15 protein-coding genes are annotated in these 17879 nt (G+C 71.9%); 5 read left to right on the forward strand and 10 right to left on the reverse strand.

From position 1 onward, the window contains the following. Positions 1-66: 66 nt before the first annotated feature. Positions 67-1017 carry a zinc metalloprotease gene (locus tag SM611_RS30640; protein ID WP_371953790.1) on the forward strand — a complete coding sequence of 317 codons (951 nt, stop codon included), beginning with the start codon at positions 67-69 and terminating at the stop codon, positions 1015-1017. On the opposite strand, the gene SM611_RS30645 is transcribed toward SM611_RS30640, so the two are convergent. Next, positions 1014-1739 (reverse strand): DNA alkylation repair protein, encoded by a 726-nt coding sequence (locus SM611_RS30645; protein WP_371953791.1) that lies wholly within the window; start codon positions 1737-1739, stop codon positions 1014-1016. The two genes, SM611_RS30640 and SM611_RS30645, sit on opposite strands and share 4 nt — an antisense overlap. A gap of 168 nt (positions 1740-1907) precedes the next feature. Here SM611_RS30645 and SM611_RS30650 point away from each other — a divergent pair, with 168 nt between their 5' ends. Further along, positions 1908-2819: a zinc metalloprotease gene (locus SM611_RS30650; RefSeq protein ID WP_371953792.1), complete on the forward strand. Its 912-nt coding sequence runs from the start codon at positions 1908-1910 to the stop codon at positions 2817-2819. Positions 2820-2904: 85 nt separating this feature from the next. Here the strand turns inward: SM611_RS30650 and SM611_RS30655 are convergent, their stop codons facing one another. After that, positions 2905-4656 carry a GMC oxidoreductase gene (locus tag SM611_RS30655; RefSeq protein ID WP_371953793.1) on the reverse strand — a complete coding sequence of 584 codons (1752 nt, stop codon included), beginning with the start codon at positions 4654-4656 and terminating at the stop codon, positions 2905-2907. Positions 4657-4665: 9 nt separating this feature from the next. Continuing rightward, positions 4666-6246 (reverse strand): succinic semialdehyde dehydrogenase, encoded by a 1581-nt coding sequence (locus SM611_RS30660; RefSeq protein ID WP_371953794.1) that lies wholly within the window; start codon positions 6244-6246, stop codon positions 4666-4668. 280 nt (positions 6247-6526) lie between these two features. Between SM611_RS30660 and SM611_RS30665 the strand changes: the two genes are divergently transcribed. Then, entirely contained in the window at positions 6527-7162 is a 636-nt protein-coding gene (locus tag SM611_RS30665; protein WP_371953795.1) for a TetR/AcrR family transcriptional regulator, read from the forward strand. A 79-nt stretch (positions 7163-7241) separates the two neighbouring features. Here the strand turns inward: SM611_RS30665 and SM611_RS30670 are convergent, their stop codons facing one another. From SM611_RS30670 to guaB, 3 genes are all read right to left on the reverse strand, one after another. Continuing rightward, on the reverse strand, positions 7242-8981 hold the full coding sequence (locus SM611_RS30670; RefSeq protein ID WP_371953796.1) for a glycerol-3-phosphate dehydrogenase/oxidase: 1740 nt from the start codon (positions 8979-8981) through the stop codon (positions 7242-7244). Positions 8982-9083: 102 nt separating this feature from the next. Further along, a complete protein-coding gene (locus tag SM611_RS30675) occupies positions 9084-10199 on the reverse strand; it encodes a GuaB3 family IMP dehydrogenase-related protein (RefSeq protein WP_371953807.1) in 1116 nt (371 codons plus the stop codon). A 245-nt stretch (positions 10200-10444) separates the two neighbouring features. Next, complete coding sequence (gene guaB / locus SM611_RS30680; RefSeq protein WP_371953797.1) at positions 10445-11941, reverse strand: IMP dehydrogenase; 1497 nt, start codon at positions 11939-11941, stop codon at positions 10445-10447. 242 nt (positions 11942-12183) lie between these two features. On the opposite strand from guaB, the gene SM611_RS30685 reads away from it, so the two are divergent. Next, positions 12184-12573 carry a DUF5319 domain-containing protein gene (locus SM611_RS30685; RefSeq protein ID WP_371953798.1) on the forward strand — a complete coding sequence of 130 codons (390 nt, stop codon included), beginning with the start codon at positions 12184-12186 and terminating at the stop codon, positions 12571-12573. Between the two features lie 12 nt (positions 12574-12585). On the opposite strand, the gene SM611_RS30690 is transcribed toward SM611_RS30685, so the two are convergent. The 4 genes from SM611_RS30690 to groES form a co-directional block, all read right to left on the reverse strand. Beyond that, positions 12586-13386: a hypothetical protein gene (locus SM611_RS30690; protein ID WP_371953799.1), complete on the reverse strand. Its 801-nt coding sequence runs from the start codon at positions 13384-13386 to the stop codon at positions 12586-12588. Beyond that, the gene (locus SM611_RS30695) at positions 13383-14075 is read right to left on the reverse strand and encodes a sigma-70 family RNA polymerase sigma factor (RefSeq protein ID WP_371953800.1); all 693 of its coding nucleotides are present in this window, start codon (positions 14073-14075) and stop codon (positions 13383-13385) included. Before SM611_RS30695 ends, SM611_RS30690 begins: the two co-directional genes overlap by 4 nt. A 217-nt stretch (positions 14076-14292) precedes the next feature. Beyond that, positions 14293-15918 (reverse strand): chaperonin GroEL, encoded by a 1626-nt coding sequence (groL, locus tag SM611_RS30700; protein WP_371953801.1) that lies wholly within the window; start codon positions 15916-15918, stop codon positions 14293-14295. Between the two features lie 85 nt (positions 15919-16003). Further along, positions 16004-16312 (reverse strand): co-chaperone GroES, encoded by a 309-nt coding sequence (gene groES, locus SM611_RS30705; protein ID WP_067454521.1) that lies wholly within the window; start codon positions 16310-16312, stop codon positions 16004-16006. A gap of 235 nt (positions 16313-16547) precedes the next feature. Here groES and SM611_RS30710 point away from each other — a divergent pair, with 235 nt between their 5' ends. Further along, entirely contained in the window at positions 16548-17762 is a 1215-nt protein-coding gene (locus tag SM611_RS30710; protein ID WP_371953802.1) for a class I SAM-dependent methyltransferase, read from the forward strand. Positions 17763-17879 lie beyond the last annotated feature (117 nt).

Raw genomic sequence — 17879 nt, forward strand, 5'->3', positions numbered from 1 at the left:
GACGCCCTGTAGTCGAGATACGTACCTGCATGGCTCCCGTCCGCAAGCGACCTCCCTAGGAGTGCCGTGAAGCTGCTCGCCGCCACCGCCCTGCTCGCCGCTCTCGTCCCCGCCGCGCCCTCTTCGCTCTCCGGGCCGTCCGCCGCGCTCGCGCGCGGGCACGCCGGCGACTGCGCGCACCCGGAGGCACGGCTGCGGACGGGGGCGCACGGCCGGGACCGCAACGACCTGACCCCGGCGCAGGCGGCCACCGTCGAGCGGCGTCTCGACCGGATCCTGGACGACCTTGGCCCTGGCCAGGGCTCGGGCCGGGGCGGGCGGACGGACGGCCGTGCGCTCCGTTCGGCGGCGGCCCAGATCAGCGTCCCCGTCTACTTCCACGTGATCCACGACGGGGTGAAGGGCAACGTCTCCACCGAGGAGGTCCAGCGCCAGATCAGCACGATGAACGCCTCCTACGGCGGACGCAACGGAGGCGCGGACACGCAGGTCTCCTTCGTGCTCCGTGAGATCAGCCGGACCGACAACGCGACCTGGTTCCAGGACCCGGAACGCTACGAGGGCACGTACAAGCCGCAACTGCGCAAGGGCGGCAAGGGCACGCTGAACCTCTACAGCACCTTCATAGGCGGCGATCTGCTCGGCTGGTCGACGTTCCCCTGGAAGTACACGGCCGACCCCCAGATGGACGGCGTGACCATCCACTACGGCAGCATGCCGGGCGGTTACATCGACAACTTCAACAAGGGGTTCAGCGCCACCCATGAGGTGGGGCACTGGCTGGGGCTGTACCACACGTTCCAGGACGGCTGCGGCGGCCAGGGCGACCGGGTCGCCGACACGCCCGCCGAGCGCGATCCGACGAACGGCTGCCCGACCGGCAAGGACACGTGCACCTCGCCTGGGGCCGACCCCGTCCACAACTACATGGACTACAGCTACGACACGTGCATGACGTCCTTCACCGCCGGCCAGGGTGCCCGTATGCGCAAGGTGTGGACGGCCTACCGCGCCTAGGACGGCCGGCGGAGCCGGGCCGCCTCCTCCGGGGGCAGGCGCCGGACGGCCTCCCGCAGCGTCACGCCCGAGATGACGTCGAGACGGGGCTCGACCCACCGCACCACCCAGGCCGGGTCCTTCTTGGAGTGCTCCCGCAGGACCCACCCCAGGGCCTTCCTGATGAAGAACTCACGCTCGCCTATCAGCGCGTCCCCGAACCGGCTGATCCTCTCCAGATCGGGGTCGCCCGTCCGGACGCCCGGCAGCAGCGCCAGGACGGCCGTACGCCGTATCCACATGTAGGGGTCGGCGACCCACGCGTCGAGGACCGTCGCCAGATCCGGGTTCCGGGTGACGAGCCCGCCGACGATCCTCTCCGCGACGTTGTCGACGTACACCCAGCTCGCCGAGTCGCGGACGAGCGCCTCCGCCATGGCCATGTCGCGCGGCTCCAGCAGCGCCGCCCGCTTGACGAGCACCTCTATGGCCGCCATGCGGGCCTCGTGCACCGGGCGTCCTTCGTCGGTCACGTCCCACAGGACCTGGGCGAGGCTCAGCAGTTCGTCCCGCGCGGGCTCGGCCTTGACCGCCGAGACGGCCACCTTGCGCAGCACCGGCACGGTCACGCCGATATGGGCGAAATCACTCTTCAGATAGCGTTTCTCGCCCTCCGCCCGGACCGGGTCCGCCTGCGCGCGCAACTCCGCCAGGATCCGCGCCGCCTCGCCCTTCACGTCCATGCGGAACACGCTACGCCGCCGCGCTACGGCGCCGTATTCAGCGTTAGCCGTCCCTGTTCGTCCAGGTTTGCCAAAGACGTGACGTTTGTTCGCATCCACTCTGGTTCCAGCGATGACTCCGCTCCCCCCGCGCGCGCTCCCCCGCTCGCGCCGCCCCCAAGGAGTTCCATGAAACGCGCCGGAATCGCCACCGTCCTCGGCCTGGCCGCCGCCTTCACCGCGTACGCGCCAGCCGTCCCCGCCACCCTCGCCGCGCCGTCCGCCCCGTCCACGCAGTCCACACCGTCCACCCAGTGCGCCGAGCAGCCCGCGCAGGCCCGCGTCCGGGCCGGAGCGCACGTCGCCGAACGCAACCAGCCCAGCGCGGCCAAGGTCGCCGCGATGGAGAAGGACTTCCAGAACCGCGTCGGCAAGCTCAAGACGGTGCGCGTGGCCGCGGCCGTCACGGTCCGGGTCCACTTCCAGGTCGTCTACGGCAGCGCGGGCAACGTCTCCGACTCGACCCTCCAGCAGCAGCTCAACGTGCTCAACAACGCCTACGCGGGCAGCGGCGTCACGTTCACGCTCTCGGAGATCAGGCGGACGCAGAACGCGTCCTGGTTCTCCGACCCCGAAGGCTACGAAAGCCAGATGAAGAGCTCCCTGCACACCGGCAACGCCCAGGACCTCAACATCTACACCGCCGACCTGGGCAGCAGCCTCCTCGGCTGGGCCACGTTCCCGAGCAGCTACCGCTCCCAGCCCGCGATGGACGGCGTCGTCATCCACTACCAGAGCCTCCCGGGCGGCGCCATCGGCAACTACAACGAGGGCGACACCGCCACCCACGAGGTGGGTCACTGGATGGGCCTGTACCACACCTTCCAGGGTGGCTGCGGCGGCCAGGGCGACCGCGTCTCCGACACCCCCGCCGAGCAGAGCCCGGCCTCGGGGTGCCCGACGGGGCGCGACACGTGCTCCGCCCCGGGAGCCGACCCCATCCACAACTTCATGGACTACAGCTACGACTCCTGCATGTACGAGTTCACCCCGGGCCAGACCGCCCGGATGCAGTCCCAGTGGGCCGCATACCGCGCCTAGCCCCCACCGAGCCCACCGAGCCCACCGCGGCCTGACGTCGCGGTGGGCTCGCCCCTTCTCGCACCCGCGGACGGGTCAGCACCCGTTAGGTGATGGCGATGATGGGGAGGTTCAAGGCCGCCGGGGCCGCCGCCGGCACGGCCGGGTTCTTCGGCGGGACGGGGGCGAGCCGCCGGTAGGCGGCGCCCAGCGCGGGACGCGGGTCTTCCTCGGCGCGGTTCGGCCAGAAGGACATGGCGCGTTCGGCCTGTGCGGTGATGGTCAGGGACGGGTTGACGCCCAGGTTCGCCGAGACCGCCGAGCCGTCCACGATGTGGAGGCCGGGGTGCCCGTAGACGCGGTGGTAGGCGTCGATCACGCCGGTCTCGGCCGACTCGCCGATGGCGCAGCCGCCGAGGAAGTGCGCGGTCATCGGGATGTCGAACAGGTCGCCCCAGGTGCCGCCCGCGATGCCGCCGATCTCCGCGGCGATCCGGCGCGTCGCCTCGTGCCCCTCCGGGATCCAGGTCGGGTTCGGCTCGCCGTGCCCGGCGGACGCGCGGACGTCCCAGCCGAACGGGCCCCGCTTCGGGCGCAGCGTGATCGAGTTGTCGCGGGTCTGCATGACCAGCGCGATGACCGTCCGCTCCGACCAGTGCCGGACGTCGAAGAGCTGGACGAGGTCGCGCGGCCGGCGCACCGCCTCGCGGGCGAACTTGCGGATGCGGGGCGTGTGCCGCTCGCCGGGCCGGTCCCCGTCGACGAGGAGGGTCTGGAGGCCGGCGAGGAGGTTGGAGCCCCGCCCGTAGCGGACGGGTTCGACGTGGGTGTCGGGCGCCGGGTGGAACGACGAGGTGATCGCGACGCCCTCGGAGAAGTCGGGGCCGGGCCGTCCGTTGCGGCGGCCACCGCCCAGGATCGCCTCGGAGTTCGTGCGGGTCAGGGCGCCGAGCCGTGCCGACAGGTGCGGGAGGGCGCCGGTCGTCCGGAGCTTGTGCAGCAGCTTCTGCGTCCCGTAGGTGCCGGCCGCGAAGACCACCTGTTCGCTGGTGAGCGTCTTGCGGTTGCGCCCGAACGAGCCCGTCCGGACGATCTCGACCGCGTAGCCGCCGCCGGGCAGGGGCCGGACCGAGGTGACGCGGCTGAGCGGCATCACCCGGGCGCCGGCCCTCTCGGCGAGGTACAGGTAGTTCTCGGTGAGCATGTTCTTCGCGCCGTGGCGGCAGCCCACCATGCATTCGCCGCATTCGAGGCAGCCGCGCCGGCGCGGGCCCGCCCCGCCGAAGAACGGGTCGGCGCTCTCGATCCCGGCGCCGCGCCCGAAGTAGACGCCGACGGGCGTCTTGACGAAGGTGTCGCCCTTGCCCATCCGGTCGGCGACCTTCTTCATGACCTTGTCGGCCTCGGTCGTCGTCGGGTTCTGGACGACGCCCAGCATCCGTTTGGCCTGCTCGTAGTAGGGCGCCAGCTCGTCCTGCCAGTCGGTGATGCGCGCCCACTGGCCGTCCTTGAAGAACGGCTCCGGCGGGACGTACAGGGTGTTGGCGTAGTTCAGCGACCCGCCGCCCACGCCCGCCCCCGCGAGCACCATCACGCGGCTCGACTTCGCGCCGCGGATGAGGTGCATCCGCTGGATGCCGGTCAGGCCGAGCGCCGGCGCCCACAGGTACCGTCCGACGCGCCAGTTCGTCTTGGGCAGCTCCGGATACCTGGATCCGGGTGCCCCGGTCGGGTTCGTGTCGAAGCGGCGGCCCGCCTCGATCACGCCGACCTTGTAGCCCTTCTCGGTCAGCCGCAGCGCGGACACGCTGCCGCCGAATCCCGACCCGACGACGAGCACGTCGAAGTCATGCTTCACGAACGATCCCTACTTGATGTGCAGCTTCTTCATGAGTTTGATGCCCGACGCCATGAAGCCGGCGAACGTGTCGTAACCGATCGCGGCGGGGGGTTCGAGGTCCATGAAGTGCTGGCTCGCGACGGTCTGCACCTCGGTGAACTTCAGCAGGCCCTCGGCGCCGTGGCGGCGTCCCACCCCGGACTGCTTCATGCCGCCCATCGGGGAGTCGTACGAGGCGTACGCGGCGCCGTAGCCGTCGTTGATGTTGACGGTCCCGGCCTGGATGCGGGCGGCGAGGCGGCGGCCCCGCGCCGGGTGCTTCGTCCATACCGACGCGTTCAGCCCGTAGGCGGTGTCGTTGGCGCGGGCGACGACCTCGTCCTCGTCCCGGTACTTGTAGATCGACACGACGGGCCCGAACGTCTCGTTCGCGCACAGGTCCATGTCGCCGCTGACGTCCGTGAGGACCGTCGGCTCGTAGAACAGCGGGCCGATGTCCGGCCGGGCCTTGCCGCCGGCGAGGACGGTCGCGCCCTCCTTGACGGCCTGGTCGACGTGCCGGCTCACCGCCTCCAGCTGGCGCCGGTAGGTCAGCGAGCCCATCTCGGCGTCGAAGTCGAGGCCGGTGCCGAGCTTCATGCCCTTGACCAGCTCGACGAACCGCGGGACGAACCGGTCGTAGATGTCCTCGTGGACGTACATCCGCTCGATCGAGATGCACAGCTGCCCGGCGTTGGTGAAGCACGCGCGGACGGCGCCGCGCGCGGTCCGCTCGACGTCGGCGTCCGGCATGACGATCATCGGGTTCTTGCCGCCGAGCTCCAGCGAGTACGCGACGAGGCGCGGCGCGACCTTGGCGGCGATGGCGGTGCCGCCGCGCGTCGACCCGGTGAAGGAGACGTAGTCGGCCTCCTCCAGCAGCGGGTCGCCGATCTCGGCCGGGTCCCCGACGACGATCTGCCACAGGTCCTCGGGCAGCCCGAGCGAGATGAGCAGGTCCAGGACCCACAGGCTGGACAGGCACGTCTGGGTGTCCGGCTTGTGGATCACCGCGTTGCCCGCCATCAGCGCGGGCGCGATGTCGCTCGCGCCCAGCGCGAACGGGTAGTTCCAGGGGGCGATCAGCGCCACGACGCCCTTCGGGTGCCGCAGCTCCTGCACGCGCGTCAGCCCCGGCATCATGCCCTGCCGGCGCTTCGGCTTCAGCAGCTTCGGGGCCCGCCGGGCGTAGTAGAGGGAGCACAGCGCCACGTCGAGGAACTCCTCCATCGCGTGGCGGCGCGCCTTGCCGGTCTCCAGCTGGATGACGTCGAGGATCTCCTCGCGCCGGTCGACCAGCGTTTCCGCGAGCCGCAGGAACGGCTTGACCCGCTCGCCGGCCGGCAGCGCCGCCCAGGCCCGCTGCGCCTCCCTGGCGCGCTCGTAGGCCTTGCGGACGTCGTCGGCCGTGGAGATCGGGACGGTCGCGAAGGGCTCACCGGTGAACGGGCTGGGGATCGTCGCGGTGTCGGCGCCGCCCGAGGCGACGCGGGAGGCCAGCCGGTCGATCAGGGTCTGGGGGAGCTCGCGCTCTGCCGCGCCTTCGGCAGGGACCGTCGGGGATGCCATGCAGGCAGAGTATGACCAGCTGCCCATTTTTGGCTACCTGCAAGTAACGCATCACTTCCAGTGATCTGCCCCACCTCATCACCTCGTATCCGTCCTCAGGTGACAACCGGTAGGCGAACGGAGCGTTCCAACGCGACCGGAGTTGAGCAAGTCGAAGACTGACCACGTCCGCGCGGTGTATTCCGAAGGGCAGGAGAGAATCTCGGCGCGCGAGGCAGTGAGGGAGGAAACCAACGCGCGCCCGGGGAACGCGCGGTCTCGGACACGGAGGTAACAGCGAATGAGGCACGCCCACGGCGACAAGCGGCCCGAGGGCGCGGGGGCCGGCGATCCGCGGCCGCGCCGGGCCCGGCGCGAGCAGACCCGCACCGCCCTGCTCGCCGCCGCCGAGCGCCTCTGGGCCGAGCGCGGCATCCACGGCGCCTCGCTCGACGACATCGCGGCGGCCGCCGGCCTCACCAAGGGCGCCGTCTACTCCAACTTCGCGGGCAAGACCGACCTGCTGCTCGCCCTGATGGAACGCATCACCAGCGACCGGACCGGCCCCGACGTCTGCGACGAGCTCCGCGCCGCCGTCGAGGACGCCGACCGCACCGGCCGCTCGTCCGCCCGGCACGACGGCGACGACGGTCCCCGCCGCCTCGCCCTCCTGCTCGTCGAGTTCTGGCTCTACGGCATGCGCGACTACGCCGCCGGGTGGCGCATCGCCGACTGGTACGCCGACCGCCGCGCCCAGCTGGCCAGCGAGCTCGGCCCGGCGGACGGCATCGCCCCCGCCGACCGCGCCACCCTGACCATGGCCCTCGACTTAGGCGTGGCCTTCCAGCACCTCCTGGACCCGGCCCGAGTCCCCGCCGACCTCTACACGACCGGCAAGACCCTGATGCAGGGCCCCCGCCCCGGCCGCCCCGGCTGACCGCCCGGCATACGGCGCGCCGGCGGTCGCGGGGTCAGCGGGCGCGGGGTCGGGGGGCGCGGGGTCGGGGGGCGCGGGGTCAGGGGGTCGCGATGGGGACGATGTCCGGGGCGCCCCTGCGGTGGGCGTCGGCCTCCTGGTCGCCTTCCTGGGTCTGCGAGGCGCGCTCGGCCTCCACGCGCTTGCGGTAGTACTCGATCTCGCGGTCGCGCTGCTTCTTGGACCAGCCGAGGACGGGGGCCATGAGGTCCGCGGCCTCCTGGGCGACGCCGACGCCGCGGTCCCAGGTCTCGATGGAGATGCGGGTGCGGCGGGCGAGGGCGTCGTTGAGGTGGCGGGCGCCCTCGTGGGTGGCGGCGTAGACGACTTCGGCGCGCAGGTAGTCGTCGGCCCCGGTGAGGGGCTTGGCCAGGTCGGGCTTGTCGGAGACGAGTCCGAGCAGGTCGTCCAGGAGCGTGCCGTAGCGGCGCAGGAGGTGCTCGATGCGGGCGACGTGCAGGCCGGACCGGGACGCGAGGCGGTGGCGGGCGTTCCACATGGCCTGGAAGCCGTCGCCGCCGACGAGCGGGATGCGGTCCGTGCAGGATTCGGCGACCTTGCCATCGAGCCCGTGGGCGACGGCGTCGATGGCGTCCTTGGCCATGACGCGGTAGGTCGTGTACTTGCCGCCCGCCACCAGGACCAGGCCGGGGACGGGGTGCGCGACCACGTGCTCGCGGGAGAGCTTGGACGTCTCCTCCGTCTCGCCCGTGAGCAGGGGGCGCAGCCCGGCGTAGACGCCTTCGACGTCGTCGTGGGTCAGCGGCGTGTTCAGGACGGAGTTGACGTGGTCGAGGACGTAGTCGATGTCGGCCTTGGAAGCCGCCGGGTGCGCCCTGTCCAGGTCCCAGGCGGTGTCGGTGGTGCCGATGATCCAGTGGCGGCCCCACGGGACCACGAACAGCACCGACTTCTCGGTGCGCAGGATGATCCCGGTCGAGGAGTGGATGCGGTCCTTGGGAACGACCAGGTGGATGCCCTTGGACGCCTTGACATGGATCTGGCCGCGCCCGCCGACAAGTTCCTGGATGTCGTCCGTCCACACGCCGGTGGCGTTCACGACCTGCTTGGCGCGGACCTCGCTGGTCGTGTTGCCCTCAAGGTCGCGGATGCGCAGCCCGGTGACGCGCTCGCCCTCGCGCAGGAAGCCGAGGCACTGCGTGCGGGACGCGATCTGGGCGCCGTACGCCGCCGCGGTCCGCAGCACGGTCATCACGTAGCGGGCGTCGTCGACCTGCGCGTCCCAGTACTGGATCGCGCCGGTGAAGGCGCCCTTGCGCAGGGACGGCGCGAGCCGCAGCGCGCCGCGCCGGGTCAGGTGCCGGTGGTGCGGGACGCCCCGCGTGCTGCCCATCTGGAGGGACAGCAGGTCGTAGAGGGCCACGCCGGCGCCGAAGTACGCGCGCTCCCAGACGCGGTGCGTCGTCGGCAGCAGGAACGGGACGGGCTTCACCAGGTGCGGCGCGATCTGCTGCAGGAGCAGGCTGCGCTCCGTCAGCGCCTCCCGGACGAGGTCGAAGTTGTACTGCTCCAGGTAGCGCAGCCCGCCGTGGATGAGCTTCGAGGAGCGCGACGACGTGCCGGACGCGAAGTCGCGGGCCTCGACGACCGCGACCGACAGGCCCCGGGTGGCCGCGTCCAGCGCCGCGCCCGCGCCGACGATGCCGCCGCCGACGACGACGACGTCGAACTCCTCGCGGGCCATGCGGTCGAGTGCCGCGGCCCGTTCGGCGGGGCCGAGCCGGGAGCTTCCAAGGCCGGTCACCGGTGATGCCGTCATCGCGTTTCCCCCCACAGCGGTTCGGTTTCCGAGCAGTACCTACCCAAGAGTAGGGTCCGGTCCACACCGGCGCCGAAAGCCCGGACGGGCGTGCGGGCGCCGTCAGTCGGCGGGCCTGCGGGGGGCGACCACGACCTGCACCCGCTGGAACTCCTTCAGCTCCGTGTAACCGGCGGTGGCCATCGCACGGCGCAGCGCCCCGATCAGGTTCATGGAGCCGTCCGCGACATGGGACGGGCCGTGCAGGATCTGCTCCATCGTCCCGATCGTCCCGAGTTCGAGGCGGGTGCCGCGCGGGACGTCGCCATGGTGCGCCTCGCTGCCCCAGTGGTAGCCGCGCCCCGGCGCCTCGGTGGAGCGGGCGAACGGGGAGCCGACCATCACCGCGTCGGACCCGCACGCGAACGCCTTCGCGATGTCGCCGCTGTTGACCATGCCGCCGTCGGCGATGACGTGGACGTACCGTCCGCCGGACTCGTCCATGTAGTCGCGGCGGGCGGCGGCGACGTCCGCGACCGCGGTCGCCATCGGGACGGCGACGCCGAGGACGGTCCGCGTGGTGTGGCCGGAGCCGCCGCCGAACCCGACCAGCACGCCGGCGGCGCCGGTCCGCATGAGGTGCAGCGCGGCCGTGTAGGTGGAGCAGCCGCCGACGATCACCGGGACGTCGAGGTCGTAGATGAACTGCTTCAGGTTCAGCGGCTCGGCCCGCCCGGACACGTGCTCGGCGGACACGGTCGTCCCGCGGATCACGAACAGGTCGACGCCCGCGTCGATGACGGCCTTGTGGAACTGGGCGGTGCGCTGCGGCGACAGCCGGGCCGCGACGGTGACGCCCGCGTCGCGGACCTCCTCGATCCGGCGGCCGATCAGCTCCTCCTTGATCGGCTCGGAGTAGATCTCCTGGAGCCGCTCGGTGGCGCGCACGCCGTCCAGCGAGGCGATCTCGGCGAGCAGCGACTCGGGGTTCTCGTAGCGCGTCCACAGCCCTTCGAGGTCGAGGACGGCGAGGCCGCCGAGGCGTCCGACGGCGATGGCGGTGGCCGGGCTGACGACGCTGTCCATCGGCGCGACGACCAGCGGCATCTCGAACCGGTAGGCGTCGATCTGCCAGGCGACGCTGACCTCTTCGGGGTCGCGCGTCCGGCGGGACGGCACGATGCCGATGTCGTCGAAGGCGTACGCCCGGCGCCCGCTCTTGCCCCGGCCGATCTCCACCTCAGCAGCCACTCTGTTCCTCTCATTGCCCTTGGCGTCAGGTGCTGGAGCACCCTCCCTCGGCGGGCAATGCGGCGATCGCCGCATCGCTCCGACTCGCCCAGGGGGCTCGCTGCGCGACCCGGTTCTCGCAAACTCGAACCTGGCTTCGCACACGATCGCGACGTTTCGGTTGTTGCGGGCTTGGGTTCGCACCCGGCCCAACGCTTCGGGTGTTGCGGGTTTGGGTTCCTACCCCGGCGATTCTATCGGCCTTGGTAGTTGGGGGCCTCGACGGTCATCTGGATGTCGTGCGGGTGGCTCTCGCGGAGGCCGGCGACGCTGATGCGCATGAGCTGGCCGCGCTCCTGAAGCTCGGGGATCGTGCGCGTCCCCGCGTACCACATGGACTGGTGGAGGCCGCCGACGAGCTGGTGCGCGACGTTGGCGAGCGGCCCGCGGTAGGGCACCTGGCCCTCGACGCCCTCGGGGATCAGCTTCTCCTCGGCGCTGACGTCTGCCTGGGCGTAGCGGTCCTTGGAGTAGGACGCGCCGCGCTCGCGGTTGCGCATCGCGCCGAGCGAGCCCATGCCGCGGTACGACTTGTACTGCTTGCCGTGGACGAAGATCAGTTCGCCCGGGGACTCCTCCACGCCGGCGAGCAGGCTGCCCAGCATGACCGTGTCGGCGCCCGCGACCAGGGCCTTCGCGATGTCGCCCGAGTACTGCAGGCCGCCGTCCCCGATCACCGGGACGCCGGCCGCCTTCGCCGCGCGGGCCGCCTCGGAGATCGCGGTGATCTGCGGCACGCCGACCCCGGCGACGATGCGGGTGGTGCAGATCGAGCCGGGCCCGACCCCGACCTTGATCGCGTCGGCGCCCGCGTCCACCAGGACCTGCGCGCCGGCCTTGGTCGCGACGTTGCCGCCGACGACCTCGACGCCCGCGTTGCCCTTGATCGCGGCGACCGTGTCGGCGACGCCCTTGGAGTGGCCGTGCGCGGTGTCGACGATGATGACGTCGGTGCCCGCGTCGATCAGCGCGCGGGCGCGGCGCAGCGCGTCCTCGCCGACCCCGACGGCCGCGGCGACCAGCAGCCGGCCGTCGGCGTCCTTGGTGGCGTTCGGGTACTGCTCGCTCTTGGTGAAGTCCTTGGTGGTGATGAGGCCCTTGAGGCGGCCGTCGGCGTCCACGAGCGGGAGCTTCTCGACCTTGTTCCCCGCCAGCAGCCGGAACGCGTCGTCCCGCGACACGCCCACCGGCGCCGTCACCAGCGGCATCGGGGTCATGACCTCGCGGACCGGACGGGACAGGTCCGACTCGAAGCGCATGTCGCGGTTCGTCACGATGCCGACCAGGACGCCCCGCACGTCGGTGACCGGCACGCCCGAGATCCGGTAGCGGGCGCACAGCTCCTCGACGTCGGCGAGCGTCGCGTCCGGCAGGCAGGTCACCGGGTTCGTGATCATCCCGGACTCGGACCGCTTGACCCGGTCGGCCTCCTCGGCCTGGTCCTCGATCGACATGTTCCGGTGCAGGACGCCGATGCCGCCCTGGCGGGCCATCGCGATGGCCGTCCGGGCCTCGGTCACGGTGTCCATCGCCGCCGACACGAGCGGGATCCGCAGCGAGATCTCGCGGGTCAGCCGCGTCGAGGTGTCCGCCTCGCCGGGCTGCAGGTCGGAGTAGCCCGGCAGCAGGAGCACGTCGTCGAAGGTCAGGCCCTGCGGGAGGAACTTGTCGGGCTCGGCGGCGGGGTTCATGACAACCTTCCCATAATGGTGGCGGCATCGGGCCAGGTCACGAGGGACCCTGTCCCCATGGTAGGGCGTCCCCCCAAGGTGGGACGGGCTGTTGCGCACGGCGGAGCGTGGTCTTGATGACATCCGGAAACACGCCGGGCGGCACCACGCATTCCCGGTGCCCGCGCACGCTTCGTGATTGTTCGCGCACAGAGGAGACCGGGGGGTGCACCTTACGGCCCGTCCGGCAGTAGCGTGGGACTGTGCACGACGACGCTCCGCTCGACCCGTTCGCCGGAGATCCGGAGGATCCGGCGGCGGCGCTCGGCGACCCCGGCGACGAGGCCGCTCCGCTCAGCGTGACGGAGCGGGAGGACGTGCTGGCCGACCTCGCCGACCTGGAGGTGTTTCGCGCCCTCCTGGAGCCCCTCGGCGTGCGCGGCCTCACCGTCGACTGCGGCGACTGCGGCAAGCTCCACTACATCGACTGGGAACTGCTGCACGGCAACCTGCGCCACCTGCTGGACCAGGGCCTGCCCCGCGTCCACGAACCGGCCCTCTCCCCCGACCCCGTCGACTACGTGAGCTGGGAGTACGCGCGCGGCTACGTCGACGGCGTCATCGACAGCGAAGAGGGCCGCGAGGAGAACTAACCCCCGGGCGCTTCAGTCGTCCCAGCGGGGGTCTCTGTAGTCGCCGGTCCGCTTCTGGGCTTCGCGGCGCAGGGCGTCCAGGCTGCGGAGGGGGTCGTCCTCGGACGGGCCGCCGGGGCGGACGGACGGCGCCGACTGGGTGGTCATGCGGGGGCCGTCCGGGCGGCCGTGGTGGCGCCGGTGCGGGAACAGGTCCTCCAGGCGGCGCTTGATGCGCTCGATGTCCGCGCGTTCGGGGTCGCGGGACGGCTTTCGCGTACGGGATCCGGGCGCCGGGGGGACCGAGGACCGCGGGCCGTCGTGGGTCGCGGCGTCGACGTCGGTGGCGGCGGGCCCGCCGTCCCGACCGGACGCACCCGCCGCGCTCGGCGCCGGCGCGGCGGAGGAGCGTTCGACGGCGCCGCCGCCCGCCGCGGCGACTCCGGTACTGGCGAGGACCGCGCCCGCCACGCCCAGCGCGACGATCGTGCGCGGCCCGCGGCGGCGCGGGCCCGGTCCGGGCGGGGCGGGCGGCGCCGGCGGCGCGGGGTCGGCGGCCGGGTCGTCCACGTCGGTGATCAGCGCGCGCAGCAGCCGTACCGCGGGGTCGGACTCGTCGGCCGGGCGCGCGGCGGCGTTCCCGGGGACGCGCAGGGCGGCCAGCGCCTCGATGAGGGCGTCCGTCCGGCGCACCGCGGCCAGATCGGCGGCCTGGCCCTTGGACCGGCCCGCCGGGGCCGGCCGGGGCGGGGGCGCCGGGGCATCACCGGAGTGCGAGGGCCCGGCCGGATTCGGGGCGCCCCCGATGCCGGTGAGGGGGCCGCGCTCCGTCAAGCGATCGACTCCTCTCTGGCCATCGCCCGGAGCCGGGCCAGCGCCCGGTGCTGCGCGACCCGCACCGCGCCCGCGGACATGCCGAGCACGTTGCCGGTCTCCTCGGCCGACAGCCCCGCGACGACCCGCAGCAGCACCAGTTCGCGCTGGTGCTCGGGCAGCCGGGTCAGCAGGTCGCGGGCGCGCTGGGCCTCGATGTAGCGGACCACCGTCTCCTCGGGGCCGGGACGGTCGTCGGGGCCGTCCGGCAGGTCCTCGGTGGGCACGGCCGCGCGGACCGCGCTGCGCAGCGCGTCCGCGATCTTGTGCGCGGCGATGCCGAAGACGAAGGAGGCGAAGGGGCGGCCCATGTCCCGGTAGCGGGGCAGCGCCGACAGCACGGCGATGCAGACCTCCTGCGCCACGTCGTCGGCGATGTGGTACTGCCCGGAGACCCGTCCGAGCCGGGCCCGGCAGTACCGGACGATCATCGGGCGCACCTCGGCGATGAGGATCTCGATCGCGCCCGGGTCGCCCTGGACGGCGAGGTTCGTCAGCTCCTTGAGGTCGCCGTCGCCCGCGTCCCCCGCACGCGGTGCGCGCGCCCCGCGGCCGGTGTCGCGGGGCGATGGAGGCGCCGACCCTCCCGAGGGTTCGGCAGCGCGCGCGGTCATGGTCCCGGCGTAGCATCCCTCGGTCACGTCAAGCATGATGCCCAGCACCGCCGGGCGTGTCTGCCCCGTCCATGACAACGGAATGGTCACAGTGCTGGAGCGAACCTGGTGAAACTACACCGTGCGCTCAATTCACTGCCACGTGTCACGAAATCTTCACTGCCCCATCAAGCGGCAAATAACTCATTAACCGACAAATGACAAGACCCCCGCCCGGAGGGACGGGGGTCTGCCGATGCGGCGTCCGGACGGCTCAGTGGCCGTGCCCGTGGCCGTGGCCGTGACCGCCGGCGGCCTCCTCGGCCTCCTCCGGCTTGTCGACGACGAGCACCTCGGTGGTGAGCAGCATGCCCGCGATCGAGGCGGCGTTGGTGACCGCGGAGCGGGTCACCTTCACCGGGTCGATGACGCCCTGGGCGATCAGGTCGCCGTACTCGCCGGTCGCGGCGTTGTAGCCCTGACCGGCCTTCAGCGCCTGCACCTTGGAGACGACGACGTAGCCCTCCTGGCCGGCGTTCTCGGAGATCCAGCGCAGCGGCTCGTTGAGCGCGCGGCGGACGGCGTCCGCGCCGGTGGCCTCGTCGCCGGACAGGCCGAGGGCGTCGAAGCCCTCCTTGGCCACGTGCACCAGCGCGCTGCCGCCGCCGGAGACGATGCCCTCCTCGATCGCCGCGCGGGTCGCCGAGATGGCGTCCTCCAGGCGGTGCTTCTTCTCCTTCAGCTCCACCTCGGTGGCGGCGCCGACGCGCAGCACGCAGACGCCGCCGGCCAGCTTGGCCAGCCGCTCCTGCAGCTTCTCGCGGTCCCAGTCGGAGTCGGAGTTCTCGATCTCGACCTTGATCTGGTTGACGCGCGCGTTGATCTCGTCCGCGGAGCCCTCGCCGTCGACGATGGTGGTGGCGTCCTTGGTGACGGTGATCCGGCGGGCGCGGCCGAGGTCCTCCAGCCCGATGGAGTCGAGCTTGAGGCCGATGGCCTCGCTGACGACCTGGCCGCCGGTCAGGGTGGCCATGTCGCCCAGCATCGCCTTGCGGCGGTCGCCGAAGCCCGGCGCCTTCACCGCGACGGACGTGAACGTCCCGCGGATCTTGTTGGCGACGAGCAGCGCCAGGGCCTCGCCCTCGACGTCCTCGGCCACCACGAGCAGCGGCTTCTTGGTCTGCGCGACCTTCTCGGCCAGCGGCAGGAACTCCTGCACGTTGGAGATCTTGCCGTCCACGATGAGGACGTAGGCGTCCTCCAGGACGGCCTCCATGCGCTCGAGGTCGGTGACCATGTGCGGCGAGAGGTAGCCCTTGTCGAACTGGAGGCCCTCGGTGAACTCCAGCTCCAGGCCCATGGTGTGGGCCTCCTCGACGGTGATGACGCCGTCCTTGCCGACCTTCTCGAACGCCTCGGCGATCAGCTCGCCGATCTGCGCGTCCTGTGCGGAGATGGTGGCGACGTGCGCGATCTCGCCCTTCTCCACGATCTCGCGGGCCGTCTTCAGCAGCTGGTCGGACACGTACTGCGCGGCCGCGTCGATGCCGCGCTTCAGCGCGAGCGGGGACGCGCCGGCCGCCACGTTGCGGGTGCCCTCGCGGACCAGCGCCTGGGCGAGCACGGTCGCCGTGGTGGTGCCGTCGCCCGCGATGTCGTTGGTCTTGGTCGCCACTTCCTTGGCGAGCTGGGCCCCGAGGTTCTCGTAGGGGTCCTCCAGCTCCACCTCGCGGGCGATGGTGACGCCGTCGTTGGTGATCGTCGGCGCGCCGAACTTCTTGTCGATGACGACGTTGCGGCCGCGCGGGCCGATCGTCACCTTGACGGCGTCCGCGAGAGCGTTGACGCCGCGCTCAAGAGCCCGGCGAGCGTCCTCCTCGAACTCCAGGATCTTCGCCATGCGGATACTCCTCTTTTACGCGATCCGCCCCGGCAGCCCCGCCGAAGGCGGCGCCGACCGGGGCGGGTGCATCACGTCTCGGTGATTACTTCTCGATGACCGCGAGCACGTCGCGGGCCGAGAGCACGAGGTAGTCCTCGTTGTTGTACTTGACCTCGGTACCGCCGTACTTGCTGTAGAGCACGACCTCGCCGACCTTGACGTCGACGGGGACGCGCTCGCCCTTGTCGTCGACGCGACCCGGGCCAACGGCAAGGACGGTGCCCTCCTGGGGCTTCTCCTTGGCGGTGTCCGGAATCACCAGGCCCGACGCGGTGGTGGTCTCGGCCTCAAGCGGCTGGACGACGATGCGGTCCTCAAGCGGCTTGAGAACAACCTTGGTGGCGGTCGTCACGATCTGACCTCCCCTTCGATTGGTCCTCGGCCGGCCACGGATGACCGGCCAGCACATGTGACAGAAGAGGCGACCCTGGACCGGCCTGCCGTCGCGGGTGCCAGACCGACCTTGTCGCTGTTGTTGGCACTCTCGCTAGGAGAGTGCCAGTCATGGAGACTATGCCGTGCCCGGGAGCCCGTCAACACGGACACGGAGGCGCCCGGCACTGTTCACCGGCGGCTAATTTCACCCTATGGACATCGCGTCGTTCCGCGCCCTGCGGACCCCCTCCGGCCAGGCGGTCCTCGGCGAGGCCGCCGCCGCGGACGTGAGCGGGGACGGCCTGCTCGCCGCGGCGACGCGGCTGCGCGAACGGCACGACCCCGTATTGGTGGCGGCGGCGCTCACGCAGGTGCGTCTGCGGGAACGGGCGCGCGCCAAGTTCGGCGCGGACGCCGAGCGCATGTACTTCACCCAGGCGGGCCTTGAGCAGTCCACCCGCGCGAGCGTGGCGGCGCACCGCGCTCGACGGTTCGCCGCCCATCTGGACGGTGCGCGGGTGCTGGAACTCGGATGCGGGATAGGCGCCGACCTTCTCGCGCGGGGGCGCGCGGGCCTCGCCGGCGAAGGGGTGGAACTCGACCCGTTGACGGCTGACGTGGCGCAGGCGAACGTGACCGCTTTCGGACTGGACGCCTCCGTACGCGTCGCGGACGCCACCAAGACCCCGCCGGACGGGTTCGACGCGGTGTTCGCCGACCCCGGACGCCGTACGGCGCGCGGCAGGGTCTTCGACCCCCGTTCCTACGAGCCGCCGCTCGACGTCGTCCTGGCCAGTGCCGGGAAAGTGCCCGCCGCGTGCGTGAAGGTGGCGCCCGGCATCCCGCATGAGACCGTTCCGGACGGCGCGGAGGCCGAGTGGGTGTCGGTCCACGGCGACGTCAAGGAGGCGGCCCTCTGGCTCGGGTCGCTCGCGGGGGACGTGGGGCGCCGGGCCACGCTGCTCTCGTCCGACACCGATCCGGAGGTCTGGACGCTGACCCCGCAGGGCTTGGACGACCCGGACGTGCGCGCGTGGGGCCGGTACCTGTACGAGCCAGACGGAGCGGTCATCCGCGCCCATCTGGTGGGCGAGGTGGCAGAGATGGTGGGCGGCGGGCTCGCGGACCCGCGGATCGCGTACGTCACGTCCGACCGGTATTGCCCGACCCCGTTCGCGTCCGCGTACGAGGTCGAGGACGTCCTGCCGTTCTCGGTGAAGCGCCTGCGCGCGGAGCTCCGGCGTCGCGGGATCGGGGTGCTGACCGTCAAGAAGCGCGGCTCGGCCGTCGACGTCGACCGGCTCCGGCGCGATCTCGGGTTCGGCGGGCGCCGGGCCGGGCACGGCGGCGGCGAGCTGACCCTGGTCGTCACGCGCGTCGGACGGGACCCGGTCGCGCTGCTCACCCGTCCCGTCCCGGCGCCCTAATGGGAGCTGCCGGGGTTGCTGATCGGGCAGACTCGGTGCCTGGTAGCCGCTGGTGAGTGAGCACTCCCGCCCCCTGGACCTTGGAGTCCTAGGGTCAGATCGTGCCCTCACCGGTGG

The organism is Actinomadura monticuli (assembly GCF_041463655.1).
Taxonomy (GTDB): domain Bacteria; phylum Actinomycetota; class Actinomycetes; order Streptosporangiales; family Streptosporangiaceae; genus Spirillospora; species Spirillospora monticuli.

Coding starts and splice junctions, on each gene's coding strand:
- SM611_RS30645 (WP_371953791.1), bottom strand. CDS start 1,739: ATGGACGTGAAGGGCGAGGCGGCGCGGATCCTGGCGGAGTTGCGCGCG.
- SM611_RS30650 (WP_371953792.1), top strand. CDS start 1,908: ATGAAACGCGCCGGAATCGCCACCGTCCTCGGCCTGGCCGCCGCCTTC.
- SM611_RS30660 (WP_371953794.1), bottom strand. CDS start 6,246: ATGGCATCCCCGACGGTCCCTGCCGAAGGCGCGGCAGAGCGCGAGCTC.
- SM611_RS30665 (WP_371953795.1), top strand. CDS start 6,527: ATGAGGCACGCCCACGGCGACAAGCGGCCCGAGGGCGCGGGGGCCGGC.
- SM611_RS30670 (WP_371953796.1), bottom strand. CDS start 8,981: ATGACGGCATCACCGGTGACCGGCCTTGGAAGCTCCCGGCTCGGCCCC.
- guaB (WP_371953797.1), bottom strand. CDS start 11,941: ATGAACCCCGCCGCCGAGCCCGACAAGTTCCTCCCGCAGGGCCTGACC.
- SM611_RS30695 (WP_371953800.1), bottom strand. CDS start 14,075: ATGCTTGACGTGACCGAGGGATGCTACGCCGGGACCATGACCGCGCGC.
- groL (WP_371953801.1), bottom strand. CDS start 15,918: ATGGCGAAGATCCTGGAGTTCGAGGAGGACGCTCGCCGGGCTCTTGAG.
- SM611_RS30710 (WP_371953802.1), top strand. CDS start 16,548: ATGGACATCGCGTCGTTCCGCGCCCTGCGGACCCCCTCCGGCCAGGCG.